We start from the raw sequence: 15556 nt of genomic DNA on the forward strand, positions 1-15556 counted from the left end.
CTCGGGAGCGTCCGGCGGGCACTCTCACCTGGCGGGAAGGCCCTGGAAAATCAGGCCCGCGGCCCTACTATCGACAGTAGAGCCGGAACTCACAGCCAGGGACGCGGACGGAGCCTTCAGGGAGGGAACACGAGGCACCGGATCACGAGAGGGAAACAAGCCACGCGATCGAGCGGCACCGCGGACCGTTCCTTGACCACAATGAGGCTACATGCGTGAGGTCTGGCCTGGAGAGCCGTACCCCCTGGGTGCGACCTGGGATGGCGTCGGGACGAGCTTCTCGCTCTTCTCCGAGGTCGCCGAGCGGGTCGAGCTCTGCCTTTTCGACGACGACGGCCACGAGAGCCGCGTCGACCTGCCCGAGGTCGACGGTTTCGTCTGGCACGGATACCTTCCCGGCGTCCAGCCCGGGCAGCGGTACGGCTACCGCGTGCACGGGCCGTACGACCCCGCCGCCGGGCACCGCTGCGACCCCTCCAAACTGCTGCTCGACCCGTACGCCAAGGCCATCGAGGGCGAGGTGCGCTGGGATCGCTCGCTGTTCTCCTACCAGTTCACCGACCCCGGGCGGCGCAACACCGAGGACAGCGCGCCCAACATGCCGAAGAACGTCGTCGTCAACCCGTTCTTCGACTGGGGCAACGACCGCCCGCCCCGCACGCCGTACCACGAGACGGTGATCTACGAGGCGCACGTGCGCGGGCTCACCATGCGCCACCCCGACGTGCCCGAGGCCCAGCGCGGCACCTACGCCGGCCTCGCCCACCCCGCGGTGATCGACCACATGAAGAGCCTCGGCGTCACGGCGGTCGAGCTCATGCCGGTCCACCAGTTCGTGCCCGAGCACGCGATGGTCGCCCGCGGCCTGACCAACTACTGGGGCTACAACACCATCGCCTTCCTGGCGCCGCACAACGCCTATTCCAGCTCCGGTCAGCGCGGCCAGCAGGTGCTGGAGTTCAAGGCCATGGTGAAGTCCCTGCACGAGGCCGGCATCGAGGTGATCCTCGACGTCGTCTACAACCACACGGCCGAGGGCGACCACATGGGGCCGACCCTCGCCTACCGCGGCATCGACAACGCGTCCTACTACCGGCTGATCGACGGCGACCGCCGCCTTCTGCTCGACTACACCGGCTGCGGCAACTCCCTCAACGTCCGCTCGCCCCACGCGCTCCAGCTGATCATGGACTCGCTGCGCTACTGGGTGCAGGAGATGCACGTGGACGGCTTCCGCTTCGACCTCGCCGCCGCCCTGGCGCGCGAGCTGCACGACGTCGACCGCCTGTCGGCGTTCTTCGACCTCATCCAGCAGGACCCGGTGATCTCCCAGGTCAAGCTGATCGCCGAGCCGTGGGACGTCGGGCCGGGCGGCTACCAGGTGGGCAACTTCCCCCCGCTGTGGACCGAGTGGAACGGCAAGTACCGCGACAGCGTGCGCGACTTCTGGCGCGGCGCCCCCTCGATGCTGCCGGAGTTCGCCTCGCGCCTCGCGGGCTCCTCCGACCTGTACGCCAACAGCGGCCGCCGGCCGGTCGCCTCCATCAACTTCGTCACCTGCCACGACGGTTTCCCCCTCGCCGACCTGGTCTCCTACAACCGCAAGCACAACGAGGCCAACGCCGAGAACAACCGCGACGGCACCGACGACAACCGCTCATGGAACTGCGGCGCCGAGGGCCCCGTAGAGGACCCGTCGATCGTCAAGCTGCGTCACCGGCAGCGCCGCAACCTGCTGACCACGCTGTTCGTGTCGCAGGGCGTGCCGATGCTGCTGCACGGTGACGAGATCGGCCGCACGCAGCGGGGCAACAACAACGCCTACTGCCAGGACAACGAGATCTCCTGGGTCGACTGGTCGCTGCTGCGGCAGGAGTCCGACCTGCTGGACTTCGTCCGCGCCCTGGCGAAGTTCCGCAGGGACCACCCGGTCTTCCGGCGCCGCCGCTTCTTCCTCGGGCGCGGCCCCGAGGCGAGCGTCAGCGACATGGGGGACATCGTCTGGCTCACACCGTCGGGCAAGGAGATGACCTCGGGCGACTGGCACAGCGGCTTCGGCAAGGCCATGGCGGTGTTCCTCAACGGCGAGGCGATCAGCGAGCCGGGGCCCCGCGGCGAGCGCATCTCCGACGACTCGTTCCTGCTGGCGGTCAACGGCCACCACGAGAGCATCACGTTCACGCTGCCGGGCCGCGAGTTCGGGCCGGGCTGGACCCCCGTCCTGGACACCACCGACGACAGGCCCTGCCACGACGGCCGTACGGACCAGACGTGGGAGCCGGGGGCGCTGGTCCCGGTGACCGGCCGCTCGATGCGCATCCTGCGCTCCACCGCGCGCCGCTGAGCCGCGCGCCCCCGGCGACGCGGAGGACCTAATCGCCGGGACAGGAGCCGCCCTGCCAGGTCGAGGGATCGCTCTGGTCCGGGAGCCGCCCGCACGCCATGAGCGTGTCGACCTTGCCGCCGGTGGGTCGCAGGATGTACACGGCCTTCCTCGCGGGGAACCTGTCGTTCTTGTTGAGCGTCAGGACACCGGACGCGCCAAGATAGTCGACGACTCCGGGATCGTAGAGCTGGCCGTAGACCTCGTTAGGCCCGAAGCTCCCGTCGGGGTACTTCGGATACGTTCCGTTGACGGCCTGAGAGACGACGCGGAGCGCGTCGTATCCCCCGGCCGCGTCGGAGTTCGCCTGACCGGCCGGGAACCGGTCCTTGAACTGGCTGGAGAAATGGTCGTAGCCGTCATTGCCCGCCCCGGCGCCCCCCGCATTGAATCCCACGTAGTACAGGTTCATGAACGAGTAGGCGTTCTCCGCGAGAGCCGGATCTTCGAGGAACTTCGCCGGGGGGCTCTCGGCGAGGACGTCGATCTTCGTGTCGTTCATGTGGCATTCACCGATGCTCTGCATGGTGCCGAGCAGATCGGGCATCACCGCCGATCGTCCCGCGTACACGACGAAGGCCCCGGAGTTCCGGGCCCGCGCGCAGATCCGCCGTGCGACGCCGTCGGTACTCGGACCGTTGTCCTTCTCCGAATACGCGACCTCCTCGACCGTCGCCCCGTAGGCCGTGTACGCCTCGGTGAACTTGGTCATCAGGTCCTTGCTGAAGTAGGTGTCCTCCGGGTCGTACACCACCACCGCCGGCCTGGTGGTCGAGGCCGGCGCGTGGTGAGCGAGGAACTCCGCGATCACCTTGGCGATCCGCCGGTTCTGCGGCGACACCTGGAAGTAGCGGTCGGGGGCCTTGTCGAGCATCTCGCTGCCGGTGACCGAGATGCCCACCACGGGGATCTGCGCCGCGTCCAGTTCCCCGATCGCCCGCAGCGATTCCGGGCGGCTCTGCGTGATGCCGATGACGGCGGCGATGCGGTCGTGGTCCTTCCGCTTGATGATCTCCTGGGCCACATCCGGCCCGTCGGAGTTCTGCGCCCCGTAGGCGAAGTACTGGCCGGCGTTGGCGATGAGCAATCGGATGCGCATCGGCCGCTTGACCTCCTGCCTGTTCAGCTGCGCCTGGGCGATGATCGCTCCACGCAGTCCCTGCAGGCCGTTCGGGGCCGTCTCTCCCGAATCGGTGCTCACGCTGAGCGGTGCGAAGAACACCACCGACCGGTAGGGCTTTCCCTCCTTCTCGACCGCGCGGTTCTGCTCGGAGACCTTCTGCTCCAGATCTCGCAGTTCCTGCCCCTTCTCACCGGCCGCGAGGCTGCACTCCTGGCCGTCGGTGACCCCGACGATCTCTCCGGTCGTCACCTCCTGGCAGGCCGACGGCCGCCACGGGTGGACGGCGAAGAGCGCGCCGGCCACCAGCGCCAGCGGGACCAGCATGGACAAGATCGGACGCACGTAGTCGCCGTGGCGGTTCTCCCGCGCGGGCACCTCGAACGTGGTGCGCAGCCACTGCTCGGCCGCCCCGTCGTCGTCCTCCTTCGAGAGCGGCACGACGTACACGCCCCCGGCCGGCAGGCCGGTTGAGCGCCCGGCGTACAGGTCGCGCACCTGGACGGCGAGGTCGTCCGGCCGCTTGGACTCGGGGTCCGGGGTGAGGGCGACGGCGTAGGAAGGCACCTTGCCGGTGAGCGCGCCGAGTACCAGCAGGGGCGGGGGTGAGGGCGGAGGAGAGGACGAGGCGGACGAGCCGGTCTCGCCCGCGCTGACGTAGTTGTCGAGGAAACGCCGGCTGGGGCTGTCCTCGTCGCCGACCGTGGCGAGCAGCACGACGAACGGCCAGGGCCGGCGCACGCGGTGCACCCACAGGCGTGAGGGGCGCGCGGCCTCGTCAAGATCCCTCATCAGGGCCATCAGCAGGATCCGCTGCGTCAGGACGTCGTCGTGCCGGACATCCCCGTCCGCGGCCAGTTCCATGGCGACCTTGAGGAAATCGCGGCCGGGAATCCTGAGCCGTGCTCCCACCCAGCGCCAACTTCGGCTACGGCCGAGCCACACCCCGTAGACCCAGCGCGGTACGCCGACGACCAGCATCTCGAACAGCTTGAGCAGCACCCCGGTGAGCGCGTTCCTTCCGCCCGCCTCCGCGAGGCTCGCCAGCCGGCCGAGCCAGGGCCGCCTCTCCGTGAGGTCCTCGTACAGCCGGTCACGCAGCCGCCGGCGCGCCCCGCTTCCGCCGCCGACGCGGGTACCCAGAATGGCGTGGAGCGTCTGGTAGCGGGACAGCCGGAGCGTCCCGCTCCCCGGCGGCATCGAGCGCTCCAACTGCGCGGCGATCGTCGAGACGACGCGGATATGCGGCTCGGCGCCGCCTTCGTCGTCATCTCGGGCGCCGCCCCGCGTCAGCGCGGCGTCCTCGACGTACGCGTGCGGGACCAGCCCCACCATGCCCGCCGAGCGGCGGCGCAGCCGGTCCCGGTAGACGGTGATCATCCGGCTCGCCGCGCCGTCCGTCCCCTCCCCCTCGGCCGGCTCCTCCGCCGCCTGAGGGCCGGTCCCGGCCTCACGTCGTAAGAGGACGACCGGCAGCCTGCGCGTGGCCGGGCGCTCCACGGCGACGTCGTCGATCCGCATGAAGAGGTACTGGACATTGCGCGGCAGAGGCGGCTCGCCCTCTTCGCCCGTCTCGTCCGGGACAGGACTGGCTGGTGTCCGCACCGCACCCTCCTGGGTCATGCCGCGCGCCGCGCGGATCCGGCTGGATCTCAGGTCACGCCGTGCCGGCCCCTCGCGGCCCCACCGACCCGTTTCCTCCGAGGCACTCCGCAGACGGCGCGGTGACTCTACGCACTGCGCAGCTCACGTGTCGCGATATATGCCAAAATGTTGCTTCGCATCCGTCCCGCGATCCCTGCGCGTACACTCCAACCCGCCTGTGCCAAGGTAGAGAGCGTGCGACGCATCCTGCCCGCCCCCGCCGACGACGTGAACCTCGCCGAGGCGTACGCCTACCCGCGCGGCGAGTGGCTGCGCATCAACATGGTGGCCGGAGTCGACGGGGGCGCCTGGCTGAAGGGGCTCTCCGAGGGCCTCTCCGGCCCGGGCGACCGCCGCCTCTTCGGCGTCCTGCGGGCGCTGTCGGACGTCGTGCTGGCCGGCGCGGCGACCGTCCGCACCGAGGGGTACGGCCCGGCCCGCCCCCGCGCGTCCTGGCCGGACCTGCGCTCGGGACGCCCGCCCGCCCCGCCCATCGCGGTCGTGACCCGCAAGCTCGACCTCGACCTCGGCAGCCCCCTGTTCACCGAGGCGCAGCCCTACGCCAGGACCATCGTGATCACGACCGAGAGCGCCCCCAAGGACCGGCGCGACGAGGCCGCCAGGAACGCCGAGGTCATCGTCGCGGGAGACGAGCGGGTGGACCTGCCGGTGGCGCTCGCCGGGCTGCGCGAGCGGGGTCTCGGCCAGGTCCTTTGCGAGGGCGGCCCCCGCGTCAACGCGCAGCTCGCGGCGGCCCGCCTGGTGGACGAGCTGTGCCTCACGATCAGCCCGATCATGGCCGGAGGGGACGCCGCGCGCATCCTCAACGGCCCGGCCTCGCAGCTCCGCCTGCATCTCGCGCACGTCCTGGAGGAAGAAGGCTTCCTCTTCTGCAAGTACACCCGGGAGCCGCTATGACCCTTCCCGCCCAGCCCGTCCCCGAGATGAACCTGCCGGTCGTCCCGCCCGTGGCGCCGATGCTCGCCAAGGCGATCAAGAACGTGCCGCCACAGAACGGCACCATGCTGTACGAGCCGAAATGGGATGGCTTCCGGTGCATCGTCTTCCGCGACGGCGACGAGGTGTACCTCGGCAGCCGCAACGAACGTCCCTTCAACCGCTACTTCCCCGAGCTGATCGAGGCGGTGAAGCGCGAACTGCCCGAGCGTTGCGTCCTCGACGGCGAGATCGTCCTGCGCCGGGGCCAGATCCTCGACTTCGACGCGCTGCAGCAGCGCATCCACCCGGCCGCCTCCCGGGTGCGGCTGCTGGCCGAGCAGACCCCGGCGTCCTTCATCGCCTTCGACCTGCTGGCCATCGGCGACGAGAACCTCATGGAGACCCCGTTCGGCGAGCGCCGCGCCCGCCTCGTCGGCGCGCTGGCCGGCGCGGGCGACCTGATCCGCCTGACCCCCGTCACCAGTAACGACGAGCGGGCGGCCGAGTGGTTCGAGATGTTCGAGGGGGCGGGGCTCGACGGCATCGTCGCCAAGCCCTCCGACCAGCCGTACGAGCCGGACAAGCGCACGATGCTGAAGGTCAAGCACGAGCGCACGGCCGACTGCGTCGTCGCCGGTTACCGCGAGCACAAGTCCGGGCCCATCGTCGGGTCGCTGCTGCTCGGGCTGTACGACGCGGCGGGCGTGCTGCATCACGTCGGCGTGTCGGCGTCGTTCCCGATGAAGCGCAGGGCCGAGCTGATCGACGAGCTGAAGCCGTACCTGCTGGCCGACCTCTCCGCCCACCCGTGGAACTCCTGGATGTCGCAGGACGAGAACACCACCCAGCGCATGCCCGGCGCGATCTCCCGGTGGAGCGCCGGCAAAGACCTCTCGTTCATCCCCCTCGAACCACGGCTGGTCGTCGAGGTGGCCTACGGGCAGATGGAGGGGCAGCGTTTCCGGCACACCGCCCACTTCCGCCGGTGGCGCGTCGACCGGACGCCGGAGTCGTGCACCTACGAGCAGCTCGAACGGCCGGTCGACTACAACCTGGACGACATCCTGGCGCGCTGAGCGCCGCCCGGGGCGGACGCGGAGAGGGACATGAGTGGTGCTCATGTCCCTCTGGTGCGCGATCGGAGCCGATGGCCCGGGGGGGCCGCTAGTCCCTGCCGCCGAACCTGTCTCGCTCCGACCTGCCGATCCTCTCGGAACTTCTGCCGCGCTCCATCCGCTCGGAGAACCGGCCGCGCTCCGAACCTCGGCCGCGCTCCATGCGCTCGGAGAACCGGCCGCGCTCCGAACCTCGGCCGCGCTCCTCCCGCTCGGAGAACCGGCCGCGCTCCATCCGCTCGGAGAACCGGCCGCGCTCCGAACCTCGGCCCCGATCCTCCCGCTCGGAGAAGCGGCCGCGCTCCGAGCCTCGGCCCCGGTCCATACCGCGGTCCCGGTCCATCCGCTCGGAGAACCGGCCGCGCTCCGAACCTCGGCCGCGCTCCATGCCGCGGTCCCGGTCCATGCCGCGGTCCCGGTCCATCCGCTCGGAGAACCGGCCGCGCTCGGAGCCCCTGTCCCTGCCGTAGCCGTCGTCGTCGTAGCCGTCCGAGTACCCCACCGTCGAGGCGGTCACGGCGCCGGCGGCGACCACCGGCCTGGTCATGGAGGGCTGTGCGGCGGATGCCTGGGCGGCTCCGGCCGACCAGAGAGCGAAGGAGATGGCCGCCGGCCCGAGAACCATCAGGCAGCGTTTGCTGACCATGGCCGATTCCTTTCGTCGCGGGCCACCCACGTCGATCGTCCGGACGTCGCGGTGGCCTCCTTGGCGTTTCGACCACAGCCTTACGGGCCGTCCGCCACCGCACCGTGACTCCGACGTGACCGGCGAGCGACTCCCCCGCCCGCCTCAGGGCTGAGCCACCGCGCGAAGTCCGGCGACGAGATCGCTCACCAGGGGGGTCGGCCGGAGGCGCAGCTCGGTCTCGAGCAGGCGCTCGTACCGCTCGTAGTCGCGCAGCGCCTCGGCCTGGTTCCCCTCGGCGAGATGGGCGCGGATCAGCGCGGCGTGCGAGCTCTCGCGCAGGGGCTCGGCGCGGACGGCCACCCCGGCGGCGGCGACCGCGTCGGCGAAGCGACCGGCCGCGATGAAGTCCTCCGCGAGGGCCTCCAGGGCGTGCAGGCGGAGCTGGTGCCAGTCCTCGGCCTCCCGGACCACCCAGTCCTCGTACCAGCCGGGCAGCAGGTCCACCGACAGGCTCTCGACGGAGTCCGCGCTGAGGTCCCGGACGGGGGTGGGCGTGTCGGGGTCCAGGACGCGGCGCGCCAGCGACCGCGCCTCCTCGATGTCCACCCCGGCGTCCTGGCTCAGGCGCACCTCGGTGGCGCCGACGTCGAGTATCTGCCTCCCGGCCCCTTCGAGCCTGGCCAGGGCGGACCGGAGGCTGGAGTACGCGCGCCGCTCGGGCCGGTCCGGCCACAGCGTGCCCGCCATGAGGGTACGGGGGACGGCCTGGCCGCAGAGCGCGACGAAGGACAGAAGGCGCTCGGATCCACCCGAGACCGTCACCTGCTCGTCCCCGGCCAGCAGCCGGAAGCCGCCCAGAAGAACGACCCGCAGCGCGGGCCGGTCGCCGCTCTCCATAGTTGCGCTGCCTCTCACGTGGAAAGCGAGTCGTCTGGTAAGCAGCCCCTCCCGTCGCCGTTCCTCCCCGCTATGTACCCCGGTTCGTGGCGGTTCGTCCGGTTATGCGCATCGTTTGCGGAACAGAGGCGCACCGGCGGCGGCGCGCCACCGTCACGCGCCCGTCATGCCGGGGTGACGGGGGCCGGGGGACGCTCACGGTGCCGCCATCTTCCGCGGCGGCACGAGAGGAGACCTCCATGAGGAGAAACGTCTTTGCCGCGCTCGTCCTGAGCGGCGCGTTCGTCCTGCCCGCGGCCGCCACTGCGGCGCAGGCGTCGGTACCCTCCGATGACCTGGTCAACGGCGGCTACGAATCCCTGACGGCGTGCCAGAGCGCCATCCCCGAGATCCAGCAGCAGGGGTACTCCGCTCAGACCCTGGTCTGCAAGGCCTACTCCAGCACGTCCGCCGAAACCCCCGGCCAGATATGGGGCGTCTACCGCACCGGGTCCCTCAGCGAGAAGACCGCCGGCGAGATGACGACCAGCGAGATTCCGTCCGAGTAACCGGAGATCCGCACCACACCCCGGCCAGGCCTGACCCGCCTGGCCGGGCTGCGCCTATGACCTCGCTCGGCTCAGGCGGGTTCTGTGCGCCTTCGAGTCGGTGTTCTTCCGCCGCCCCCCGCACCGCTGTGCCTGTGGCCTCGCTCCGCTCGGCGGGGTCGGGGCGTCGCGGAGGCGGCGGAAGACCGGCGAGGACCTGCTGTACGGCCTGCTGTGCGACGGCTCCAACCCGTCGGTGCGCCTGGTGCGGCAGGGCGGCGTGGACGTCCGCCGCCTCGGCTCCGAGCTGAGCTCGCCCCGCCTGGCCGCCTGAGCCCGTCATGGCGGGCGTCCCCGCCGGGCTACCCGGCGGGGTGCAGGACGGCCGCGAGCTCGGGGATGCGGGCGCGGTAGCCGTCCAGCAGCGAACGGGCCACCGACACCGAGTCCACGAGCGGGTGGGAGGCGAAGGCCCGCACGGCGACGGCCGCAGAACCGGTCACGGCGGCCTCGATGACGAGCTGCTCGACGGCCTTGACCTGCTGGACGAGCCCGAGGAACTGGCCGGGCAGCGGCCGGGTCGCCAGCGGGCGCACCCCGCCGGGGTCCACCGCGCACGGCACCTCCACCACCGCCTCCGGGGGCAGCCCGGGGACCGCCGTGCCGTTGCGCACGTTGAGGATCATGGTGGCGGTGCCGCCCCGAGCGATCGTGGTCATCAGCGCGAGCGCGATGCCCTCGTACCCGCCCGCCGCGAGGTCGACGGCGTCGCGCTCCCCCGCCCGCGCGGTCTCGCGGGTCTCGGCCATGTAGGACGCGTCGCGCTCCCGGCGGGCGCGCCGCCAGGCGTCCAGGGCGTGCCCGGGGTCGCGCGCGACCGCCGCGTAGAACTCCGTCTGCTGCCGCACCAGCGCCTCGCCCCGGGTCTGCGGGGCGCCGCCGACGGCGGCCACGGCCTCGCGGGTGAAGTAGTAGTAATAGAGGTATTCGTTCGGCAGCGCGCCGAGCGACCGCACCCAGTCGGGGCCGAACAACCGCGCCTCCTCCACCCCCTTGAGCGCCGTGTCGTCGGCGAGCAGGTCGGACAGGACGTCCCGCCCGTCGTGGACGAGGCCGCGCAGCCAGCCGAGGTGGTTCAGCCCGACGTAGTCGGGGGCGGCCCGGCCGGGGTCCACGCCGAGGGACCGCGCGGCCCGGCGGACCAGCCCCAGCGGGGAGTCGCAGATGCCCACCACACGGTCGCCCAGCACCCGCTGCATGGCCTCGGTGATCATGCCCGCGGGGTTGGTGAAGTTGATGACCCACGCCCGGGGGGCCACGGCGGCGACGCGCTCGGCGACCCGCAGGGCCACCGGGATCGTCCGCAGCCCGAACGCGATGCCTCCGGGGCCGACCGTCTCCTGGCCGAGCAGCCCGAGGCCGAGAGCGACCCGCTCGTCCGCCGTGCGTCCCTCCAGGCCGCCGACGCGGATCGCCGAGAAGACGAAGTCGGCGTCGCGCAGCGCGTCGTCCAGGTCGGTGGTGGCGCGGACGCGCGGCGGGTCGTCGCGCCCGGCGGCGAGCTGGGCGCACACGTGGCCCATGGCCGACAGGCGCTCCTCGGACAGGTCGTACAGGACGACCTCCTCCACCCGCGGCCTGCCGGTGTCGCCCAGCAGCGCGCCGTACACCAGCGGGACGCGGAAACCGCCACCACCGAGGATGGTCAACCTCATGCTCGCTCCTCGCGCTCGCCCCGCCGCCTCGCGGCGCGGCATTTCATGTCAGCAGCACCTCGGCGCCCGCCTCGCCGAGCGCGCGCAGGGTCGCCTCGTCGGCGCCCTCGTTCGTCACCACGGCGTCGAGCTCGTCCGGCCCGCACACGCGCAGTGCGCCCGAGCCGGGAAACTTGTGCCGGTCCACGACCAGGACGACCTGCCCGGCCGCCGCCATCATGGCCCGCTTCAGGGGGACCTCGGCCACCGTGGAGTCGGTGACCTGCCCGTCGGGCCGCACGCCGCTGGCGCTCAGGAACAGGCGGTCGACGCACACCTGGCGCAGGGCCTGCTCGGTGAGCACGCCCACGAGGGAATGGTAGGCACGGCGCAGCATGCCGCCGAGCACCAGCACCTCGACCGCCGGGTCGCCGCGCAGCACGTCCAGGACGGCCATGCTGGAGGTGACGACGGTGACGGGCCGGTCGCGCAGGTGGTGGGCGACCCTGACCGTGGTCGTGCCGATGTCGAGCAGGACGACGTCGCCGTCGCGCACGAGCCCGGCCGCGCGGGCGGCCACGGCGTCCTTGTGACTCTCGTCCACGGCGGCGACCTCGGCGAAGGGCAGGTCGACGTCGGCGTCGTCATGGGCCAGCGCCCCGCCGCGCACGCGCCTGAGCGTGCCGTCGCGGTCGAGGAGTTCGAGATCGCGCCGGATCGTCGAGGGGCTGACGCCGAGCTGCGCGGCGAGGTCGCGCACGCTGGTCGCCCCGGCGAGACGGACGCGCCGCATGATCTCGGCATGCCGGACGCGCTGGAGCACTCGAGGATCGTATCAGTCATCTACGAGCACAACTAAGCAAAAATGCGCACCATCGTCCGTCGACTCTTGATATGGGCGACCAAAACATGCAAGAGTGCGCACATTCTTCGCGCCGTCGAGGAGGACTCACTTCCGTGTCTGTCCAGGCCTACGACCCACTCGCCGCTCTACGCAGTCCAGAGGGGCCGGAGTTCGACGTGTTCACCGCCGGCACCGTGTTCCTGGACATCGTCTTCACCGGGCTCCAGGCGATGCCCGCCGCCGGCACCGAGGTGTGGGCCGAAGGGATGGGGTCCTGCCCCGGAGGCATCGCCAACCTCGCCATCGCCGCCAGCCGCCTCGGGCTGCGCACCTCCATGGCGGCCGCGTTCGGCGACGACGACTACGCCGACTTCAACTGGCGCATCCTGTCCGAGCAGGAATCCGTGGACCTGTCGAGATCGCGCCGTTTCAAGCAGTGGCACTCCCCCGTGACCGTCTCCATGGCCGTCAACCGCGACCGCAGCATGGTGACCCACGGCCACCCCTCGCCCATGGCCGCGACAGAGATGATCGGGCGTCCCCCGCGCTCCAGCGCCGTGATCGCGCCTCTGTCCTTCGAGGAGCCGCTCGGCAGCTCCGACTCGTGCACCTGGGCCGACCAGGCCCGCAAGGACGGCGCGCTGATCTTCGCCGACGTGGGCTGGGATCCCTCGGAGACCTGGGCCCCCTCCCTGCTCGACCAGCTGGAGGTCTGCCACGCGTTCATGCCGAACGCCGTCGAGGCCATGGCCTACACCAACACCGAGACGCCCCGCGAGGCTCTGTACGCCATCGCCGACCGCGTCCCGCTGGCCGTGGTGACCGACGGGGCCAACGGCGCCATGGCCATCGACTCCATCACCGGCGAGGAGGCGTACGTCCCGGCGCTTCGGGTGACCGCGCTCGACCCGACCGGCGCCGGGGACGTCTTCGGGGCCGGGCTCGTGCTCGGCACCCTGGCCCACTGGCCGCTCGCCGACCGCCTGGCCTTCGCGGGGGTCTGCTCCGCGCTCGCCGTGCAGCAGTTCGGCGGGTCGCTGGCCGCGCCGGGGTGGGGGGACATCGCCGACTGGTGGCACGACGTGCGGGAGGCCTCGGGTCGCAGCGGGGCCTACATCGAGTCGCTCGCCCGCCGCTACGCCTTCCTGGACAAGCTGGTGCCCACCGTGCCGGTGGGGGCCGTGCGGCGGGCGGCCGCCACGATGTCCCTGCACGCCGACGTCTCCGCCGGGGCCGAGCCGGTCGACAGGCAGGGGGGCTGACCGCGGCCACGGCCCCACCGTCCCCGTTCTTCCCATCGCTCACGGGAATAGCCCGCCCACGGCCGGAGTTCTCGCGCCTGGGCCCTCCGGGCCAGGGCGTCCTCCCGCGCCTGATCACGCGGACGAACGAATGTGAAGGAGCATCATGACGACATGGCCCGCGCTCGGCAAGGTGGGGGTGTGGCGCGCGGCGTCACAGGTGACGCCCGCCCTGGCGGCCTCGCTCGAAGAGCTCGGCTACGGCGCGATCTGGCTCGGCGGGTCGCCGGGCGGCGACCTGCGCATCGTCGACGAACTTCTCGCCGCGACCTCCACGCTGACCGTGGCCACCGGCATCGTCAACATCTGGCAGGACGACCCCGCGACCGTCGGCGCCGCCTACAACCGCGTCTCGGACGCCCACCCCGGACGTTTCCTGCTCGGCGTCGGCGCCGGGCACCGCGAGGCCACGGCGCGCTACACCAAGCCCTACGACGCGCTCGCCGCCTATCTCGACGGGCTGGACGCGGCGGGGGTGCCGGTCGAGGGCCGGGCGCTGGCCGCGCTCGGGCCGAGGGTGCTGCGGCTCGCCGCGGACAGGAGCGCGGGCGCCCACCCGTATCTCACCACGCCCGAGCACACCCGGCAGGCGCGGGAGATCGTCGGCGCGGGGCCGTTGCTCGCGCCCGAGCAGAAGGTGGTCGTGTCCGGCGACATCGAGCACGCCCGGAAGATCGCGCGCTCGACCGTGGCCTTCTACCTCAAGCTCACCAACTACACCGCGAATCTTCGCAGGCTCGGCTTCGGCGACGAAGACCTGTCGGGTGAGGGCAGCGACCGGCTCGTCGACGCGCTCGTCGCCCTGGGCGAGCCCGAGACGATCAAGCGGCGCGTCGACGAGCACCTCGCCGCGGGAGCCGACCACGTGAACGTCCAGCTCCTGACGGCTGACGGGGAGGACCCGCTGCCCGGGTACCGCGCCCTGGCCGGGGTGCTGTTCGCCTGAGCCGATCTGGCGTCCGTACGCCGGACGGGGCACCGCGAGCCTCGTCCGGCGGCGGAAACGGACGGACAGGCTGCCTGTGAGCCCGCGAGAGCCTCTGGCAGCCTCCGGAAGACGAAGCCACTGGAACGCGGAGCCGCTAGAGGCCGCTAGAAGACGGAGCCGCTAGAAGACGATGTGCCAGCCGAACCAGACGAGGAAGCCGATCAGGGCGGCGCTGGTGGCGAGGCGCCAGTGCTTGACCGGGTAGATGCCGAGCCACGCGCGCAGCCGCTCGGACAGCGTGTCGCCCTCTTTCTTGTTGAGCAGCGCCCAGGTCTCGAGGATCGCGAACGAGCCCAGCGCCAGACCGGCCCACCACAGCCAGACCGTGTTCATCGGTCAGTCCACCGCCTTGATCACACGGCTCGGCCACCGTACCCCGAACACGATAGCCGCGAGCGGCGCCGTCGGCGATAGGTGATCGGCGCGGGCCCTGCCGGGCTGGACGCGCCTGGGCCGGCCGGGCATGCGCTCACGGACCCGAGGCCCGGGCGGGTCCGTCAGCGGCTCAGCAGCTTCCGAAGCTCCCCGGCGATCTGCAACCGCTCGTGTCCCAGGGCGCGGGCGAGGGCGACAACGTCCGCGGGCCTCAGGCGGCGCACGAGGCCGAGGAGATCGCCCGCCGGCTGGAGGATCCCGCGCTGCTGGCGTTCGCCCTCAACGGGGTGTTCATGCAGTCCTGCACCCGGGCGGGCCTCGCGTCGCGGCGAGACGAGATCGGCGCCGAACTGGTCGCGCTGGCCGCCCGGCACGGCCTCGTGACCTTCGAGGTTCTCGGGCATCTGATCCGGCTGCAGGCCCGCGGCGCGCTGGCCGACTTCGCGGCGGCCGACGAGCACGCCGCCGCCGCCGACCTGCTGGCCGAGCGCCACGAACGGCCGCTGGTGGGCGTCTTCACCGAGTGGTACCGCGCGCTACGGCTTGCCGCCCACGGGCGGCTCGCGCGCGCCGAGGCCGCCTACGTCGAGGCCGCCGCCCGGTTGGAGGGTGCCGGGATGCCGGGCGTGGAGCGCGGCCTGCCGCCGCTCACCCGGCTGTGCCTGCGCCTCGCGGGCCGCCCGTCCTCCGCGCGGGAGACGGCCGAGGCCGTCGACCCGGCGGCGGACTGGGGTCCGTACCGTCCCTGGGCCGAGCCCTTCTTCTCGCTGCGCGCGGGCCGCCACGCCGAGGCGCGGGCGGCGCTGCGCGCCCTGCCGGAGCCGCCCGCGGACCTCCTGTACGAGGCACTGTGCTGCCTGGAGGCGGCGCCCGCCCTGGTTCTCGGGGACCGTGTGGTGCTGGAACGGGTACGCGCCCGCCTGCTGCCCGCCGCGGGAGAGCTCGCCGGCGCCGGCAGCGGCTTGATCACCCTCGGTCCCGTGGCCGGCTGGCTCACCACCATCACCACCGCGCTCGACCGCTGGACGTCCCCGTCCACCTGACTGACGCGGCGACCTCGTCAGGCGGAGGCCAGCGCCTCGGTGGGAGCCAGGCCAGCGA

14 protein-coding genes are annotated in these 15556 nt (G+C 72.0%); 8 read left to right on the top strand and 6 right to left on the bottom strand.

Going from position 1 to position 15556, the window contains the following annotated elements; translation table 11 throughout:
- Window positions 1–211: 211 nt before the first annotated feature.
- Window positions 212–2344 (top strand): glycogen debranching protein GlgX, encoded by a 2133-nt coding sequence (gene glgX / locus DQ384_RS14445; protein ID WP_114029305.1) that lies wholly within the window; start codon window positions 212–214, stop codon window positions 2342–2344.
- 28 nt (window positions 2345–2372) lie between these two features.
- Here the strand turns inward: glgX and DQ384_RS14450 are convergent, their stop codons facing one another.
- A complete protein-coding gene (locus DQ384_RS14450; protein WP_147268776.1) occupies window positions 2373–5108 on the bottom strand; it encodes an ABC transporter substrate-binding protein in 2736 nt (911 codons plus the stop codon).
- A gap of 234 nt (window positions 5109–5342) precedes the next feature.
- Between DQ384_RS14450 and DQ384_RS14455 the strand changes: the two genes are divergently transcribed.
- Together DQ384_RS14455 and DQ384_RS14460 are read left to right on the top strand one after the other, a co-directional pair.
- A complete protein-coding gene (locus DQ384_RS14455; protein ID WP_114029307.1) occupies window positions 5343–6065 on the top strand; it encodes a pyrimidine reductase family protein in 723 nt (240 codons plus the stop codon).
- On the top strand, window positions 6062–7162 hold the full coding sequence (locus DQ384_RS14460; RefSeq protein WP_245966473.1) for an ATP-dependent DNA ligase: 1101 nt from the start codon (window positions 6062–6064) through the stop codon (window positions 7160–7162). Before DQ384_RS14455 ends, DQ384_RS14460 begins: the two co-directional genes overlap by 4 nt.
- An 88-nt stretch (window positions 7163–7250) precedes the next feature.
- On the opposite strand, the gene DQ384_RS14465 is transcribed toward DQ384_RS14460, so the two are convergent.
- Both DQ384_RS14465 and DQ384_RS14470 read right to left on the bottom strand, forming a co-directional pair.
- A complete protein-coding gene (locus DQ384_RS14465; protein WP_114029308.1) occupies window positions 7251–7847 on the bottom strand; it encodes a hypothetical protein in 597 nt (198 codons plus the stop codon).
- A gap of 144 nt (window positions 7848–7991) precedes the next feature.
- Window positions 7992–8726: an AfsR/SARP family transcriptional regulator gene (locus DQ384_RS14470; protein WP_114029309.1), complete on the bottom strand. Its 735-nt coding sequence runs from the start codon at window positions 8724–8726 to the stop codon at window positions 7992–7994.
- A 239-nt stretch (window positions 8727–8965) separates the two neighbouring features.
- On the opposite strand from DQ384_RS14470, the gene DQ384_RS14475 reads away from it, so the two are divergent.
- Together DQ384_RS14475 and DQ384_RS14480 are read left to right on the top strand one after the other, a co-directional pair.
- Window positions 8966–9274, top strand: a complete 309-nt coding sequence (locus DQ384_RS14475) for a hypothetical protein (protein WP_114029310.1) — start codon at window positions 8966–8968, stop codon at window positions 9272–9274.
- Between the two features lie 100 nt (window positions 9275–9374).
- Window positions 9375–9587 carry a hypothetical protein gene (locus tag DQ384_RS14480; protein ID WP_114029311.1) on the top strand — a complete coding sequence of 71 codons (213 nt, stop codon included), beginning with the start codon at window positions 9375–9377 and terminating at the stop codon, window positions 9585–9587.
- Window positions 9588–9615: 28 nt separating this feature from the next.
- On the opposite strand, the gene DQ384_RS14485 is transcribed toward DQ384_RS14480, so the two are convergent.
- Together DQ384_RS14485 and DQ384_RS14490 are read right to left on the bottom strand one after the other, a co-directional pair.
- On the bottom strand, window positions 9616–10968 hold the full coding sequence (locus DQ384_RS14485) for a 6-phospho-beta-glucosidase (RefSeq protein WP_114029312.1): 1353 nt from the start codon (window positions 10966–10968) through the stop codon (window positions 9616–9618).
- Window positions 10969–11011: 43 nt separating this feature from the next.
- Window positions 11012–11770 (bottom strand): DeoR/GlpR family DNA-binding transcription regulator, encoded by a 759-nt coding sequence (locus DQ384_RS14490; RefSeq protein ID WP_114029313.1) that lies wholly within the window; start codon window positions 11768–11770, stop codon window positions 11012–11014.
- A gap of 134 nt (window positions 11771–11904) precedes the next feature.
- On the opposite strand from DQ384_RS14490, the gene DQ384_RS14495 reads away from it, so the two are divergent.
- Together DQ384_RS14495 and DQ384_RS14500 are read left to right on the top strand one after the other, a co-directional pair.
- Window positions 11905–13053 (top strand): carbohydrate kinase family protein, encoded by a 1149-nt coding sequence (locus DQ384_RS14495; protein WP_220182948.1) that lies wholly within the window; start codon window positions 11905–11907, stop codon window positions 13051–13053.
- Between the two features lie 145 nt (window positions 13054–13198).
- A complete protein-coding gene (locus DQ384_RS14500; RefSeq protein WP_114029315.1) occupies window positions 13199–14038 on the top strand; it encodes an LLM class F420-dependent oxidoreductase in 840 nt (279 codons plus the stop codon).
- Window positions 14039–14200: 162 nt separating this feature from the next.
- Here the strand turns inward: DQ384_RS14500 and DQ384_RS14505 are convergent, their stop codons facing one another.
- Window positions 14201–14413 carry a hypothetical protein gene (locus tag DQ384_RS14505; RefSeq protein ID WP_114029316.1) on the bottom strand — a complete coding sequence of 71 codons (213 nt, stop codon included), beginning with the start codon at window positions 14411–14413 and terminating at the stop codon, window positions 14201–14203.
- 212 nt (window positions 14414–14625) lie between these two features.
- Between DQ384_RS14505 and DQ384_RS14510 the strand changes: the two genes are divergently transcribed.
- The gene (locus tag DQ384_RS14510) at window positions 14626–15498 is read left to right on the top strand and encodes a hypothetical protein (RefSeq protein ID WP_220182949.1); all 873 of its coding nucleotides are present in this window, start codon (window positions 14626–14628) and stop codon (window positions 15496–15498) included.
- Window positions 15499–15556: the final 58 nt, after the last annotated feature.

The organism is Sphaerisporangium album (genome assembly GCF_003323745.1).
Lineage (GTDB): Bacteria > Actinomycetota > Actinomycetes > Streptosporangiales > Streptosporangiaceae > Sphaerisporangium > Sphaerisporangium album.

Bases quoted from the DNA above. Each gene is read 5' to 3' on its own strand.
- DQ384_RS14505 (WP_114029316.1), bottom strand. From the start codon at position 14,413: ATGAACACGGTCTGGCTGTGGTGGGCCGGTCTGGCGCTGGGCTCGTTC.
- DQ384_RS14485 (WP_114029312.1), bottom strand. From the start codon at position 10,968: ATGAGGTTGACCATCCTCGGTGGTGGCGGTTTCCGCGTCCCGCTGGTG.
- DQ384_RS14465 (WP_114029308.1), bottom strand. From the start codon at position 7,847: ATGGTCAGCAAACGCTGCCTGATGGTTCTCGGGCCGGCGGCCATCTCC.
- DQ384_RS14470 (WP_114029309.1), bottom strand. From the start codon at position 8,726: ATGGAGAGCGGCGACCGGCCCGCGCTGCGGGTCGTTCTTCTGGGCGGC.
- DQ384_RS14475 (WP_114029310.1), top strand. From the start codon at position 8,966: ATGAGGAGAAACGTCTTTGCCGCGCTCGTCCTGAGCGGCGCGTTCGTC.
- DQ384_RS14500 (WP_114029315.1), top strand. From the start codon at position 13,199: ATGACGACATGGCCCGCGCTCGGCAAGGTGGGGGTGTGGCGCGCGGCG.
- glgX (WP_114029305.1), top strand. From the start codon at position 212: ATGCGTGAGGTCTGGCCTGGAGAGCCGTACCCCCTGGGTGCGACCTGG.
- DQ384_RS14460 (WP_245966473.1), top strand. From the start codon at position 6,062: ATGACCCTTCCCGCCCAGCCCGTCCCCGAGATGAACCTGCCGGTCGTC.